The organism is Leclercia sp. W6, assembly GCF_003336345.1.
Lineage (GTDB): Bacteria > Pseudomonadota > Gammaproteobacteria > Enterobacterales > Enterobacteriaceae > Enterobacter.
This window is the reverse complement of the sequence record NZ_CP031104.1, coordinates 4,401,649-4,415,387: the sequence shown is the minus strand read 5'-3', so window position 1 is coordinate 4,415,387 and position 13,739 is coordinate 4,401,649. Positions and strand designations below refer to the sequence as shown.

General features: G+C 52.6%; 22 protein-coding genes. 3 read left to right on the top strand and 19 right to left on the bottom strand.

The genetic code is table 11. The annotated features are described in order from the left end of the window. Nucleotides 1–9: 9 nt before the first annotated feature. The 5 genes from DVA43_RS21750 to DVA43_RS21730 form a co-directional block, all read right to left on the bottom strand. Nucleotides 10–312 (bottom strand): phage tail assembly protein, encoded by a 303-nt coding sequence (locus DVA43_RS21750; protein WP_114316728.1) that lies wholly within the window; start codon nucleotides 310–312, stop codon nucleotides 10–12. 54 nt (nucleotides 313–366) lie between these two features. After that, nucleotides 367–882 (bottom strand): phage major tail tube protein, encoded by a 516-nt coding sequence (locus tag DVA43_RS21745; RefSeq protein WP_007848874.1) that lies wholly within the window; start codon nucleotides 880–882, stop codon nucleotides 367–369. Nucleotides 883–891: 9 nt separating this feature from the next. After that, nucleotides 892–2,064 (bottom strand): phage tail sheath protein, encoded by a 1,173-nt coding sequence (locus DVA43_RS21740; protein WP_114316726.1) that lies wholly within the window; start codon nucleotides 2,062–2,064, stop codon nucleotides 892–894. 80 nt (nucleotides 2,065–2,144) lie between these two features. After that, nucleotides 2,145–2,897, bottom strand: a complete 753-nt coding sequence (locus tag DVA43_RS21735) for a DNA methyltransferase (protein WP_114316724.1) — start codon at nucleotides 2,895–2,897, stop codon at nucleotides 2,145–2,147. A 58-nt stretch (nucleotides 2,898–2,955) separates the two neighbouring features. Continuing rightward, nucleotides 2,956–3,543 (bottom strand): recombinase family protein, encoded by a 588-nt coding sequence (locus DVA43_RS21730; RefSeq protein WP_114316722.1) that lies wholly within the window; start codon nucleotides 3,541–3,543, stop codon nucleotides 2,956–2,958. 209 nt (nucleotides 3,544–3,752) lie between these two features. Between DVA43_RS21730 and DVA43_RS24590 the strand changes: the two genes are divergently transcribed. Both DVA43_RS24590 and DVA43_RS25400 read left to right on the top strand, forming a co-directional pair. After that, nucleotides 3,753–4,043, top strand: coding sequence for a hypothetical protein (locus tag DVA43_RS24590; protein ID WP_147271045.1), 291 nt, complete (start codon nucleotides 3,753–3,755; stop codon nucleotides 4,041–4,043). A 62-nt stretch (nucleotides 4,044–4,105) separates the two neighbouring features. Continuing rightward, nucleotides 4,106–4,315 (top strand): hypothetical protein, encoded by a 210-nt coding sequence (locus DVA43_RS25400; RefSeq protein ID WP_371413998.1) that lies wholly within the window; start codon nucleotides 4,106–4,108, stop codon nucleotides 4,313–4,315. A gap of 879 nt (nucleotides 4,316–5,194) precedes the next feature. Here the strand turns inward: DVA43_RS25400 and DVA43_RS21715 are convergent. Genes DVA43_RS21715 through DVA43_RS21695 form a run of 5 tightly spaced genes read right to left on the bottom strand, consistent with a single transcriptional unit; the run spans nucleotide 5,195 to nucleotide 8,794 of the window. Continuing rightward, entirely contained in the window at nucleotides 5,195–6,370 is a 1,176-nt protein-coding gene (locus DVA43_RS21715; protein WP_371413997.1) for a phage tail protein, read from the bottom strand. Next, complete coding sequence (locus tag DVA43_RS21710; protein ID WP_114316720.1) at nucleotides 6,367–6,972, bottom strand: phage tail protein I; 606 nt, start codon at nucleotides 6,970–6,972, stop codon at nucleotides 6,367–6,369. The genes DVA43_RS21715 and DVA43_RS21710 overlap by 4 nt, the downstream gene beginning before the upstream one ends. Beyond that, the gene (locus DVA43_RS21705) at nucleotides 6,965–7,873 is read right to left on the bottom strand and encodes a baseplate assembly protein (protein ID WP_114316718.1); all 909 of its coding nucleotides are present in this window, start codon (nucleotides 7,871–7,873) and stop codon (nucleotides 6,965–6,967) included. The genes DVA43_RS21710 and DVA43_RS21705 overlap by 8 nt, the downstream gene beginning before the upstream one ends. Then, on the bottom strand, nucleotides 7,860–8,219 hold the full coding sequence (locus DVA43_RS21700) for a GPW/gp25 family protein (protein ID WP_032665788.1): 360 nt from the start codon (nucleotides 8,217–8,219) through the stop codon (nucleotides 7,860–7,862). Before DVA43_RS21700 ends, DVA43_RS21705 begins: the two co-directional genes overlap by 14 nt. Next, nucleotides 8,216–8,794, bottom strand: coding sequence for a phage baseplate assembly protein V (locus DVA43_RS21695; RefSeq protein ID WP_014884896.1), 579 nt, complete (start codon nucleotides 8,792–8,794; stop codon nucleotides 8,216–8,218). Before DVA43_RS21695 ends, DVA43_RS21700 begins: the two co-directional genes overlap by 4 nt. Nucleotides 8,795–8,879: 85 nt before the next feature. Between DVA43_RS21695 and DVA43_RS21690 the strand changes: the two genes are divergently transcribed. Then, nucleotides 8,880–10,178 (top strand): hypothetical protein, encoded by a 1,299-nt coding sequence (locus tag DVA43_RS21690; protein ID WP_114316716.1) that lies wholly within the window; start codon nucleotides 8,880–8,882, stop codon nucleotides 10,176–10,178. 32 nt (nucleotides 10,179–10,210) lie between these two features. Here DVA43_RS21690 and DVA43_RS21685 read toward each other — a convergent pair whose 3' ends face one another. The 9 genes from DVA43_RS21685 to gpM form a co-directional block, all read right to left on the bottom strand. After that, nucleotides 10,211–10,657 (bottom strand): phage virion morphogenesis protein, encoded by a 447-nt coding sequence (locus tag DVA43_RS21685; RefSeq protein ID WP_114316714.1) that lies wholly within the window; start codon nucleotides 10,655–10,657, stop codon nucleotides 10,211–10,213. After that, complete coding sequence (locus DVA43_RS21680; protein WP_014884898.1) at nucleotides 10,650–11,081, bottom strand: phage tail protein; 432 nt, start codon at nucleotides 11,079–11,081, stop codon at nucleotides 10,650–10,652. Before DVA43_RS21680 ends, DVA43_RS21685 begins: the two co-directional genes overlap by 8 nt. Beyond that, nucleotides 11,044–11,292: an Rz1-like lysis system protein LysC gene (gene lysC, locus DVA43_RS25200; RefSeq protein ID WP_227743268.1), complete on the bottom strand. Its 249-nt coding sequence runs from the start codon at nucleotides 11,290–11,292 to the stop codon at nucleotides 11,044–11,046. The genes DVA43_RS21680 and lysC overlap by 38 nt, the downstream gene beginning before the upstream one ends. Then, complete coding sequence (lysB, locus tag DVA43_RS21670) at nucleotides 11,177–11,605, bottom strand: Rz-like lysis system protein LysB (protein ID WP_114316712.1); 429 nt, start codon at nucleotides 11,603–11,605, stop codon at nucleotides 11,177–11,179. Before lysB ends, lysC begins: the two co-directional genes overlap by 116 nt. Next, the gene (locus DVA43_RS21665; protein ID WP_114316710.1) at nucleotides 11,602–12,117 is read right to left on the bottom strand and encodes a lysozyme; all 516 of its coding nucleotides are present in this window, start codon (nucleotides 12,115–12,117) and stop codon (nucleotides 11,602–11,604) included. The genes lysB and DVA43_RS21665 overlap by 4 nt, the downstream gene beginning before the upstream one ends. Continuing rightward, on the bottom strand, nucleotides 12,098–12,313 hold the full coding sequence (locus tag DVA43_RS21660) for a hypothetical protein (protein ID WP_114316708.1): 216 nt from the start codon (nucleotides 12,311–12,313) through the stop codon (nucleotides 12,098–12,100). Before DVA43_RS21660 ends, DVA43_RS21665 begins: the two co-directional genes overlap by 20 nt. Before the next feature lie 3 nt (nucleotides 12,314–12,316). Then, nucleotides 12,317–12,520: a tail protein X gene (locus tag DVA43_RS21655; protein ID WP_000868184.1), complete on the bottom strand. Its 204-nt coding sequence runs from the start codon at nucleotides 12,518–12,520 to the stop codon at nucleotides 12,317–12,319. Next, a complete protein-coding gene (locus DVA43_RS21650; protein ID WP_014884903.1) occupies nucleotides 12,520–12,987 on the bottom strand; it encodes a head completion/stabilization protein in 468 nt (155 codons plus the stop codon). Before DVA43_RS21650 ends, DVA43_RS21655 begins: the two co-directional genes overlap by 1 nt. 98 nt (nucleotides 12,988–13,085) lie before the next feature. After that, nucleotides 13,086–13,739: a phage terminase small subunit gene (gene gpM, locus DVA43_RS21645; protein ID WP_063928831.1), complete on the bottom strand. Its 654-nt coding sequence runs from the start codon at nucleotides 13,737–13,739 to the stop codon at nucleotides 13,086–13,088.

The window sequence follows — 13,739 nt, the reverse complement described above, 5'->3', positions numbered from 1 at the left end:
CTTCTACCGTCAGGCTGTCGGCAAACCGGCAAGCACCGATTTCTTCAACAAAAAAGTGACCACCTCAACCGACAGCGCGGTGAGATCGGCGGGGTCCATTTCAGCCATTTCCTGAGCGGTCAGCGCGGGCATGGAGATGCGGGGAATAATCGTCATCATCGCGCCGACGTCCATATCCATGATCGCCTGCAGACGGGTGCCACGCAGCGCGCCGGACTGCGGCTTGCGCAGCACAATTTCGGCAATTTCGGTTTTACCGCGTTTGATTGGGGTGTCCAGCGGTACGGTTTTTTCAGTCAGTTGTTCGCTCATTGTCATTTCCTGTTAATAAAGTACTGGCGCGGCTGCCCGCGCCTTTAAAGTAGATCAGAGGCCCAGGGCGTTGCGGTGTTCTTCCATCAGGTCCACGCCATCAACGATTTCAATCATGTTGATCACATCAACCTCATAGAGCACCTCGCCGTTAATGGTCAGCTTCGCGTAGCTGTTGGTGCTGCTGACTTTTGTGGTGTTGCTCTCGCCGGTTTTCCATTCGCCGGAATCGACTTCTTTATGTCGCCCGCGCACAACCAGCTCAACGGCCTGCACTTCGCCGGTATCATCACGCTGAATGGAGCCGGTGAAACGCAGCTGGATGCCGTCAACGGTGGCTTTACCCATCTGCTTGAATAACAGTAGTTCGGTGCCACCGATTGAAAATTCCGTGTCCAGCGCGCCATCATCAAGCCCCAGATCAACATCAGCCGAACCGGGCATACCGCCGCCGCGATACTTTTCAAACTTGCGGCCGAATTTAGGCAGGGTCAGGGACTCAACAATCCCCTGATAGTTATTCCCGTCGTTAAACAGGTTCAGGTGTTTTAACTTGCGTGGTAAAGCCATTTTGTCCCCTTACGCGCTGACCTGGCTGGAGAAATCCAGCAGATACTGATCGGTGATGCGCTGACGCAGCATCAGGTTTTCCAGAGGCGGTACCGGCGTATAGTCGTAATCGATAGTGAGCTTCCCGGCTTTCAGGGAATCTTTATCGTTTACGGACTCATCCAGCCAGCAGTCAGCGCCGATGATGTAGCCCTGTGTTTTCAGGTTACGCAGTTTGGCGCGAATACCTTCGATAATGTCGCGGGCCAGCGACGGGTTAAGCACGCCATCCACCGCCCACATGTGCGCTTCTGCGATGGTGTCAGCAAGTACCTGCGCGGTGCGGGTGTAGTTTTCAAAGGCAAACAGAGGATCGTCACTCAGGCAGCGGGAACCCCAGAAACGGAAACCTTCTTTGCGGATCAGCGTGGTGACATCGTTCTGGTTCAGCAGCCCCGCATCGGTTGCCGGGTCCTGCAGATCCCAGAACACATCAGCAGAAATGCCGGTGACGCCATTCACGCCCACGTTGGACAGGGATTTGTGCCAGCCGGTCTGTTCGTCAATTTTGGCACGCAGGCCAAGCGCACGGGCTGAGGCGTAAGCCGTTGCGTCAGCATTCAGCACGGTGTCAAAACTGATGAAATCAGGCCAGATCAGCATTCCCTCGCGCTGGCTGAAATTAGCGCGGTAGGCAATGGCCTCCTCTACCGTTTTGCAGCCGTAGGCTGACAGATAGGCGAAGCCTCGCAGACTCTGCGCCACGCTCAGCAGCTCAGTGGCAACCGCCTGCGTGTCGTGCCCCGGCACGCCCAGAATGCGCGGCTTAATGCCGAGCTGGGACTGCGCAGATAACAGCGCTTTCATTCCCGTTTTTTTACCGTCAGCTGTCACGCCGCCGATAATGTTGGAGGTTGTCTCCGCTTCGGTTTCACCCTGTGCAACGCGCACAACGACAGTCACGGGTTTAGCCTGGTCGGCAATTGCATCCAGTGAGCGGGCCAGCGTGCCGGACTCGCCTGCTTTACCGCTGGCGGTCAGCACGTCGGTAAGCAGGACCGGTTTATTGAGGGGGAACACGGACGCATCTGCATCATCGCCGGTACAGACCATACCGACAATTGCCGTGCTTACTGTTGAAATGGGGCGGGTGCCATCGTTGACCTCAACGACGCGCACACCGTGGTGATAATCCTGAGCCATACGGCGAACCCTCCGGTGTTTAGGTTTCGCCCTATGGTGAATTGAATGGGCCGCGCAGACAGCTACGCGGCATTGTTCCCTTAATCACACAATACGCCCGCGCGGATATCTGCGTTTTCTTTTTCCAGGCGTTCGCATGAGATATCAAAATACTGCTGGCTCATTTCAATCCCGGTAAATTTATATCCCTTCCTCAACGCGGCAACGCCAGTTGATGCACTCCCCATAAATGGATCAAGAATATGGCCGCCAGGGGGAACGGGAGCAATCAGGCTCTCCATAAGCTCAATCGGTTTGCCGGTCATATGGAGTTTTTGAGACGGAATAACCCGACGAGTCACCATACCCGGCCAGGGTCCACCATGCAGACTTTTAGGCAATGGTCCGTTACTTCCCCAAACCACGTATTCGCACTGATGACGAAAATAACCGGTATGAGGCGCACGGGTTGAAAGCGTTTTATCCCACGGAATCAGCCCCCGCCACACAAAACCGCCAGCCTGGAAAACGTCAGTAAGCGTTGGAAGCTGCCGCCAGTCAGTGAAAACCATGGCATAGCCGCCTGACTTAACCAGGCGGTTAACCTGACTCATCCACTGCGTCATCCAGAACGCCCAGGAGCGCACGTCTCTGTTATCGCCGAAAAACTCATGGTAGTTGTTATTTCCTACATACTTCCCGGAGGGTTTGGCCTGCCGATCACTGCGCGTCATACCACCGCTGGAATAAGGCGGATCAGTAATTACTGCATCAAATTCGCCAGTGAGTTCGCGTAAAATTTCCAAGCTGTCACCACAGTAAATAGTTGCCGCCCCAATAACTGCTTTTTGCATAGCCTTGCCTCTCTTATGTGCCTGATTTCAGGTTACATAAATGAGAAAGCATGTTCATTTATACAGTAATGTCTGAGCATTCAGACAATTCAGTTAAGCCCGACGCGGGGAATCTTTTGTAAATGGTAGATATGCCAACATCAAAAATTATCGACACGCGTTTTCGCGTTTCTCCGGCAGCCAGCAACCGGCCAATTTGCGCCCACTCATTCTCTGATAGCTTTGGCCGTCGGCCACCAATCCGCCCTTGCGCACGCGCTACAGCCAGCCCGGCACGGGTTCGCTCTACGATCAGCTCTCGCTCCATTTCTGCCAGGGCACCCATAACATGGAAAAAGAAACGCCCCATCGGAGTTGATGTATCAATGCTGTCTGTCAGGCTGCGGAAATTTACTCCCCTCCCTCGCAGGTCTTCAATCAGAGTAACAAGATGCCGCATACTCCTGCCCAACCTGTCCAGCTTCCAGACTACCAGCGTGTCCCCTTCGGAGAGCGTGCGCAGGACCTTCTTTAGCCCCGGACGATCAGAGGTTTTCCCGCTCATTTTATCCTCAAATATCAGCTCACATCCTGCGCACTCCAGCGCATTTCGTTGTAACGCTGTGTTTTGGTCATTTGTTGACACCCTTACGTAACCGATTTGCATGATTTTTCGCCCATAAAAAAGTGGTGAATGATGTCACCATTTTATCGAGCATGGTCATTTCTGACTGTAATGCGGAGAATGGCCAACACGGACAATCATGACCGTGGTGGATAAAAAACCTTCGTTTGGGGGAAGCGGCAAAACTTGCTGCCTCGTCTGGTTCGATAGGGAATTCCGGGTGGGCTAAATTTCCACTTTCTGGCGGAGCTGTGCTCATTATGCAATGGGGAAAAGTATCCGTATCTGCACCTCTGAATAGCGGTTCTGCCGTCAAAGGCTACGATGGAGTTACTTCTTTCAGTTACCCAATAGCTTTCCCAAACGCGGCGCTGGTAATAAACGCCACTCCTATGGATTCGGGAGAAACTCTTGTTGAAACTGCAACAGCAAATATAAATGGAAAAGCTACGGCTACTGTACGAGTTGGAGGTGTAGCCATCAAAGCAGATCCTTCCGTTACCGCTGACTTGCAGGCAACTGTGTTTATACTCGGTTATTAAACGTTCGTTTGGGAGAAGCGGCAAAAAGGACGGTTGGAAATAGCGCCAATCAACTACCTGACATGGCTTATTTCGCTAATAGCATTGCAGGCAACGGCTATGCAAAATTACCTAGTGGTTTAATTATTCAGTGGGGAAGTTTTGCAGTTACTACAACTAACGGTGTTGTAAACAGCTTGTCGGTTACTTTACCTGTTGCCTTTCCTTCCTCGCTTCTGATGGTTAATGCAATGTTCAGTACGCAAGATCCTCGACTCGTTTGTTGGCTTTGATACGGCAAAATCCTCTCGCGGAGTGATAAATTTCACTTACGTCACGCCACTACTAATACAATTTACTGGATTGTTTTGGTTATTAAAAAATAAAGCCCTTGCGGGCTTTATTTCACTCAGGCCAATTCTTGACTATGTAACCGTTGTTTACTGCCTCAATAAGAATCCATTGAGGTATCTCAGGAAGTTCAACCTTAGGCCAACCTCACTCTCAGGCCAAACTTTAAAATTTTGCCTCACGTCCAAAAGTTCGCCTGCTGTTCTGCGGTCAATGGAATATTGTTAATAGTGAAATCAGAAACAAGCATTCTATCCGTGCTGACTATGAATTCATCACGTAAAACGCGGCGCGTGCCTTGATTTGTTCCGGCTTTCTTCCACAACGAGAATATCTACCCAGATCGGCAGGCCGCTGTCCCTACACCACGCATTTTTCCGTCCGGCGGAGTCGCGGAAATTCATTGAAATAGTGTCTTCAACTTCAATTAAGTCATTAGGTAGGCTCCGGCATTTACATAAGACTCCTTTAAGGCTACAGGGTAAAAGGCATTGTTTGCAGGCTAAACCAATAGTTCATAACGCACTCCTTAGTTGAAATTCAGATCGTAAGTGCGGTTTCGTAAAAAATCATCTGGCTACTTTGTGTGAGTAATAACACAATATTTTGACGTCAGTAGCCGACAGCGAACCAGTAAACGCTACGTTCAAAGGTTGCTGCACGCCGTTCACTGTTCTGGCGCACAAAGCAAACGCGCTGGTTTTATCCTGATGAATCCATTAGTCATAGTTACCATGCTCACATCAGCGGAATCAGTTGTATGGCCATAGCAACCAGGCATAAACCACCTACGGGAAATGCAATTGGAATTTAAAGAATAATTACTCGCACCGGTTAAAGCCCACTGCAGCAGCAGTTTTTTTGCCGCCAGTAACGGGAATATATATCCAGCCATTAGCACCGATCTGTGCGGTGGCCGCCTCCATTTTTGCCGCTTCTCCCAAACGAAGGTATTCGATAATCCCATCTGCGGTTTTTCCAGACAAAGTTGTTAGCGTGCTATCCAGCGGCTGCTTGCCTGCCAGTGCATTTGTCATGGTGGTTGCAAAGTTAGGATCGTTTCCTAACGCCGCCGCCAGCTCGTTCAGGGTATCAAGCGCCGCAGGTGATGAGCCAACAAGCGCAGCCAGAGCTGATTTGACGAAAGCAGTAGTGGCAATTTGCGTATTGTTGACAGTCTGCGCAGCCGTGGGGGCTGTCGGCGTTCCGGTCAGGGCCGGGCTTGCCAGTGGGGCTTTGAGTGCAAGCGCGTTATTAATGGTGGTGCTGAAATTAGGATCGTTGTTGATAGCCGCAGCAATTTCTTTCAGTGTGTCCAGCGTAGCCGGGGCACCATTCACCAGGGCGATCAGAGCCGCCTGCACAAACGCAGTTGTGGCAAGCTGAGTGGTATTGTTACCTGCAGTTGCAGTCGGGGCTTTTGGGGTGCCGGTAAACGTCGGGCTGGCTTTTGTTGCATATTGCGTATGTGGATCAGCTGCTGCAAGATGCGCCGCCATCAGCTCATCTACATACACCTTTAGTTCCAGCACCTTGTCATCCACATATTTTCGGGTAGCCAGCACTACGGACGGATCAATTTTCAGCGTAATGTTATCGGTGCTGCTGGTAATCAATACCATGCGCACTGTCTGCGTGCGGCCGCTGCCCTCTGCCAGCTGCGGCTTATAGCTCTCCGGGCAGTTCCCCACTGCGATCAGCGCGCCCGTTTCATCAAACAGCCCAACCTCACGAATCCACCAACCGCCCTCAGTTTCAGGAATCACCTGCTCAGCAATAATCTGGCTGCTGTTTTGCGGATCGATGTAAAGCATGTTCAGGTCAGCGCGCCGCTTTTCGGAAACCAGCTTCGTCTGTTGTGCGCTGGGAGTTGGAAGCACTCCGCCGCCATCCCCCACCGCCATCTGGGTAATTTTCAGCGGCACACCGAGCGCGGCAGCGCTTGCCAGTTTCGCCGCGCCAATATCCGTCAGCAGGGTATAAAATTTTGCGCTCATGGGTTCACTCTCATAGTGTCGATAACATGGACGGCGCCGCCCTCGTAGGCAGTGCCACCGGAAATGATGGTTTCGTTGATATACGGGTAAATCGTGATTTCTTCGCCGGTGTACGTGGCAGCCCCCACAAAATATGGCCCGCTCGTCTGCAGATTTATGGACATGCCGATCAGATGCCGACTGCAGGGTTTGGCGTCACCAATCAGGCGCTCCAGCTCCAGATAGGTTTCCTCTGTTATACCCTGGTCCTGCACCCCAATATCCAGGCGAAACGTGCCCGGCGCCTCGCCGGTCTGCCACCATTCAATGATTCGGATCAGAAAGCCGAACGGCTCCACCACACGCCGCACCGCGCTCGTTGTGCCCTTGTGCTGATGGATATAGAACGCATCCTGCACCACACGGCGCTTCACGCTCTCCGCCCATCCTTCGTCCCAGCGATCAACCGAAAAGGCCCACGCCAGATACGGCAGAAACTTGACCGGGCATGTTGCCGGGTTCCATAAATCCCGCAGCGGCACCTGCAGATCGGAAATTCCGCCGCAGGTCTGAGCTAGTCGGCGCTCAAGCGGCGATGAACCAGGAGGAAGCAGACTATTCATCCGTTCCCCCGTTGGTTACGCTCCATTCCGTACATGAAGCGGCTTGTGTCTTATCCAGCACCACATCAGCGAGCGGCGAGGCCAGTTCAACACGCTGCACACCTTCAACATGCAGCGCGGCATAAATAGCACTGCGGCGAATATCACGCCCTAGCCTCGTCTGGCTGGCGATATATTTCTGCAGGCTGGCTTTTGCCGCCTCCATCACCGGCTCAGCTTCTGGCCCCGGGTAAAGAAAGATCGTCGCATCCACGCTGTACGGAATAATTTCAGCGCTGCGCACCGTCAGACGGTCAGCAACCGGCCGCACGTTCTCACTGTTAAGCGCCTGTTCAACCACTGCCAGCAGATCCGCCGCTGCCGTTCCGTCGCCCTCACGGCTCAGCACGGTAAGCACCACCTCCGCCGGTGACGGGCTGGTTGCGCTGGCGTCAGCCACTCGCCCGTCAGCGCTTTTAGCGTGAAACTCGTAGGCCGCCGTCGGCCCCGCAACGGACAGCCCCTCAAATGCTGCAGGAACACGCAGGCGCAGCGCCTCATCACTTTCCATTAACGCTGCGACCGGCGGCACCGCTTCGTTATCCGCAGGTGTAACCGTCAGCCGCTTCACGTTGTAGTTGGCTGCCATCTGATCGAGATCGCCGCCAATGGCATAAGCCACCATGACCGCCTGCGCCGCCTCGTTAATGCGCTGGCGCAGAAGGATTTCACGATACGCATTTTCCTGCAGGAGCTTGGTCACGGGTTCAGACTCCAGCTCAAGCGTGCGCCTTACCGCGTCCTGCTCGTCTGCCGGATAAAGGGCCATAAACGCGGCTTTCCGTTCGTTTAGCAGCATTTCAAAATCCGGCACATCCACTATCTGCGGGGCGGGCAGCTGGGAAAGGTCAATGACTGCCATTGTCTGCTCCTGTTGATACCGAAAGAGAAACAGGCGCGCCGTTATCACGCTGCCCGGTAAGCTCAACCACCATCGAACCATCAAAACTGCTGTTTATGGTGATGGAATCCAGGGTAAGCCGTGGCTCCCAGCGACTCAGAGCCACATAGACCGCAGACATAACCTGCAGGCGCAGCGCCGGGTTCTGCGGCTGGTCTATCAGTTCAGACAGAAGCGAGCCATATTCCCGCCGGGCAATGCGGCTCCCCTGCGGGGTCAGCAGAATATCCCGGACCGACTGGCGCAGGTGGTCCGTGTCGGTAATGGCCCTGCCGTTGCCCTGACTCATGCCGATATACAGCGTCATACCGGACCTCCCGATGTATCACCGCCGGATTTAACGCCGGTATGACCGTGTTTATCGACTACGATCCCGTTAGAACTCATGGCGCCGCCGCCCTGGGTGACGCCACCATTGATCACCACTTCGCTGTTTATGCGCGTGTTGCTTGCTTCCACCACAAATTCCCCCGTTTTCAGGGTTATGTTATCTGCAGCCTCGATCACCATGGATTTGATGCCCCGCACATGCCAGCGGCCGGTCGCGGGTTCATATTCAAACCAGCCACCGTCCGGGTATTCCGTTACGCAGCCGTCCACAGAGTCCGACGGCGGGGCAAACTGGTTGGAATAGATCGCAGGTAAGGCAAAAGCGGTTTCCAGATTGCCGCCCATACTCAGCACCACCACCTGCTCATCCGGCGACGGGCACCACCATGTACGGGCACCGCCTGCGCGCAGTGTCAGCCAGTTAATCCAGTTGGTTTCAAGCTCGCCCACTTTCACCCGGCACAGCCAGTTTTCCCGGTCCACTTCGGTTACGGTGCCGGTGCGGATCAGGTTGGTGATAAGGCGCATGATTTCGGTTAGTTGTGCGTTCATAGGAAGATAGTTAATTAAAAGAATGCAGCTTTCCTTCGGAAAGGATTGTGTGATACATAGTACAAAACGGATATTGGGGTTAAACATGAAAAAACAGACACACGAAGTTTTTGGGATTTCGCCAACAATTCTTGCTGATTCGTATGTAGACAGAGGGAACTTGGATAGGGAAATCAGTAAGAAATTACGCAGACCAATTCATCTTGCGCTTAGGGGAGAATCTAAGTGCGGCAAATCATGGTTAAGGCAAAGAAATATTCCAGATGCAATTGTAGTTCAGTGTCGATTGAAAACCACAGTCTTAGATATTTATATTGATATTCTTTCTCAACTTGGCATCAACCTTATATTAGAAAGAACAGAAAAAGACACTATAAAAGGTGTCATGGAAGGCTCAGCCGAAGGTGGCATTGGTCTTTTGGCAAAATTAAAAGTTAAACTTGGCCTCGAAACCTCTGAAGAAGAGGTTATAAAAAAAGGTAACGTAGGCCAAGACATTAATGACCTAAGATTTATTGCTGAGATAATAAATGAATCAGGTAGGAAAGTGGTCATTGAAGATTTTCATTATTTAAAAACACACGAAAGACAAACTTTCGCTTACGATTTAAAAGCATTATGGGACTACAGATGCTTTTTTGTGATAATTGGAGTTTGGACCAAAACAAACCTCCTTATCTTCTTGAATACAGACCTATCCTCTCGCATAGAAGAAATACCCATCTCATGGTCAAGAAAAGATTTGGAACAAGTTATTGAAAGCGGCTCGAATACTTTGAATGTAAAGTTTTCAGACCATATAACCAGATGCATATTGGATGATTGCTATGGTAACGTTGGAATTCTACAACAATTAGCTTTAAATATCCTTGATGAAACTGATATTGAAGAAGAGTGTCAAAATTTAACAATTATTGATAACCGGGAAAAATTTATTGATGCAGCGATGAAATATGCTGAACAATTAAATTCACGCTATCATAAATTCGCAAAAGACATTTCATCAGGAATAAGACGTAGAACAGAGACAACTGGTATTTATGCTCATGCCATGGCTGTAATTATGGACTCATCTGATGATGAACTTATCCAAGGCCTCGAATTAGACACAATTTTCAAAATAGCATCCAAAAGACAAAGTAGAATTTTAAAAGGAAATTTACGCACTGTCCTACAAAAAATTGAAGAGTTGCAAGTTGATAGTGACGATAGAGGATTGGTTCTATCATACAATGATGCAACTGATGAAGTAACGGCAATAGATAGAACAATATTGATTTATAGAAAATATATAACTATTAAATGGCCTTGGGAAGATTTGATTAATGAGGCAAGAGATAGCTTTGGTGAGCCAGGTCAAATTATAACCAACGGCTCGCATTAATACTCACAGGCCAAACCGAATTGGAGATAACGTCACCCAGACAGCCAACGCAAAAGCATGTCACGGGTGGCTGTTTCCAGTTCATCATTTACGCCCAAAAGACGGCGTGCTGGGTACCGTGCCTCCGGGCCGTTGCGTCTGACTCGATCACGCAGACCATAATGGTGAACACGGGCGATGCGCTGGACTTTCCCATCAAACTGCACGCTGGCAGAGTCCGCAGTGGCTGCGGTTTTCAGGTATTTAGTGGTGCGCAATTTGGCGAACATCTGGCGCTTGATGCGCCCCTTTTTACTTCTGGCCGTCACCCGGCGCGGCTCAAAGGTGGTGCCGTCTGGATTGCGCTGCAGCCTGATATTTTGCTGTTGCGACTGGCGCAGCTCCTGCGCCAGTTGTCGCATCATACGGTTGCGGGCTGCCGGTTCCAGATTCGCCAGCAGGGCCGCCAGCCAGTCATCCACCCTCTGCAGGTCATCCACGCTTCACCGTCCACATTTCTTCGGGTACGTCGGGTTCCGGCACCGCTTCAACGCTCGATACGGTGCCGTCTGTGCTGACAATCACGCGCTCCGTGAGTTGCAGATTGAGGCTGATATCACACAGATCGTTGCTCAGGATATCGACGTCAAAGGTAAAAAGTTTTTCGCGCAGCTCCGGGTTGTTGATAGCGTCCGGTTGATTGGTCATTAACCAGAGCAGCACGGGCGCCATCACTAAATTCTGATTACCGCTAAAATCTTCAATCACCACGTTCAGGGTGTAGCGGTATTCCCATGACATTGAACGGGCGCCAGTTGCAACCAGCGAACCGTTATCAACAAAAAGGTGCAGTTTGTCCGGGTTGTCACGGACATACGCCACAGATTTATTCAGGGCGTTGCGTAAGGACTGCGGCTTGTTCACTGTCTCGCTCCTGACACGCAATGATTGTGTCCACTTTGTCGGCACATGCCGCCCAAGCGGCCTCAGTCTCATCCAGCACCTGATTCAGATCCCCATTACTGCGCGGCGCTGACCTGTCCAGGCGGCACTGCGTCACTTTTGGACAACCACTCACGGTAAGCTGCACCTCCGGCGAGGGCCGGGCGGTCCCGCAGCCGGATAATGTCAGCAGGCAAAGGAGTGTCAGCCCAGCGGCGTAAATCCTCGTTTTCACGTTTTAGCTCCTCGATCCGGCGCTGGCGACTCCGCAACAACGCGGAAGTCTGCTCCGCTGCTGCATATAGATGCATCTGCGCCCGGCTGTTGGTTTCGGTAAGAATGGACAGGCTGATGAGCTGGCTATTTTTCTTCGCCAGCTCCTGCTTGTTCTTTTTAAGCGCCTCTGCCTGCGTCCCGATGGTGTGACCGGCATTGTTAAGCCGCCATGACTGCCAGCCCAGCAGTGCCAGCACCAGAGCCAGGATCACCGCCAGCGCGCGCGTCATGCCCCTGCCCCTTTAAGACACCAGGCAAGCTCACGGGCGCGCCGGTTTTCCAGCCCTTTATTCCGTTGACCATTTACATAAACCCAGCGGGGGAACTGGTTGCACGCCTGCCACCATTGCTGGCGATTGATATAAGAAACCAATGTTGACCGGCAGATTGCCCCCGTTCCGACATTGAAACCGATGCTGATCAAGGCATCGTAAACATGCTGAGGTGGCTTAACCTGAAGGCAGGCTTCAATCCTTTTTTCCGTCAGCAACACGTTATTAATCAGCCCCTTCGCGGCCTGTCGCTCCGTTATGGTTTTGCCCGGCACAACCCCGGACGTATTGCCGATCCCGTCAGTCCAGACCCCGGCGCTGCACTGGTATGGCTGCAGGCGGCACCCTTCGAAATCAGCAATCAGTTTCAGCCCCTCAACAGAGGTATGAAGCGACTGAAAGCCCGGCAGAGTGGCGGCAATCGCCAGCACCGCGCCGACCATGCAACGCTTAACGATTGAAGGACTCATATTCCCCCCTGGATATTCTGCCGTCCCGCAGCAGCTGGTAGGCTTTCCAGCGTAAATAACAGGTCACCGCTGCAGTAATAATCCCCAGCGCAAGACCGGTAATGGTCGATACATCTTTAAGAGACAAATCGCCGAGCCATGCCAGAAGCAGGGCAACGCAGTAAGTCATAAAGGCGCTGATTCGTTCAAGCGTCATAGTTCAGTCCCATAACTGGACAGTCTGCGCAGTGGTTGACGCCGTAATGTCAGGCAGCTCCACCTGCAGCCCGTGCGGTAAAAAGGGGCCATACTCAGCCAGCCCCGGATTCGCCTGCAGCACCTGTTCAGTGACTCCCTGCGTGCGCCCGTAATGGCGCCAGCAGAGTGCGTCCACCGTGTCATACTGATGCGCACGCACTTTCATCAAATCAGCTCCACCGTCATATGTGGCATATCGCGCAGGCGGGACTCCGCCCAGCGCACATCGCGCCACAGCTCGCCTAAGGTTGTTTCGATATCTTCGGCTTTCTTGCTTCCGTCGCCGGTTGCGTCAAAATCGCGATAGCGCTCAACCAGGTTTGCTTTTGCCCAGCAAAACACCGCACGGCGATACAGCATGAGCCGCTGGCTTTCGCCGTCGATCACATCAGCAGGGACGTCGGCCAGGCTTGCATACCCCTGCGCCCGTTGTTTCTCGCGGAACTCATAAAGATCGGCGTTAACTTCAGCAATCGCTGTCAGCAACGCCAGACGCAGGCGTGGATCGGTGACACTCCCATCCATGCGCATATCACGGCGGAACTCTGAAACCCTGACATCAGGCCAGAAACTGGTGTTTTTAATAACGTCCTGGGTACTTTCCCCGGCCTGTTCCGGCGAAACGAATTGCATATTTCTGGCACTCCCAAATAGTTGGGCGGTGGACGGGGTTTTGACGCGGCATGAAGCCTGTCGCCACCCCGTGCCGCCCCGCGCGTTGGCACGATTCGTTAAGCCGACATTGCCTGTCGCAATCGGCTTTCAAGCTTGTTGATTTCGGTTTTGACGCCAGAACTGTTATCCAGTTGCAGGGCACGCTTCAGATGGTTAAGTGCTGCCACTGCCTGATCGTTATCCCGCAGCGCATAGCCCATTGCCTTATGGAGTCGGGCGCGGGACTGATCCGGCATATCCTGACTCTCAACGATATCGAGCACCTGGGTAAGAATGGCGGCACTGAATGATTCACCCGCCGAAAAAGCACGCATTGCCGCGTCGGCAAACTCTTCCGCAACTGCGGTCCCGCAGGTCCGGTTGAATCGCTGCGGCAGGACCCAGCCGTGTTTAATGGCATGGCGGGCAATGTCCAGCGCGCCGGTATAGTCTCCGGCATCAATGCGCCAGATCATGACGTACATCGCCACGTCGTCCTGGCCTGACGCGTCAGCATCCAGTAAACCTGCAATCCATGAGGCATAAGCGGGAAGAAACTCACGTTTGAGCTGAGCCTTGCGCTCATTTGACTGGACGGTTTTAAGGCGCCTGCGGTGTTCAGTCAGCTGTAACAGCATCTGGTTGTAACCCGTCATACTGGCATGACTGCCGCCCTGCCGGGCGGCATCCTGTGCCTGTACATACTGAGTGTGAGCACGGAACGGATTCAT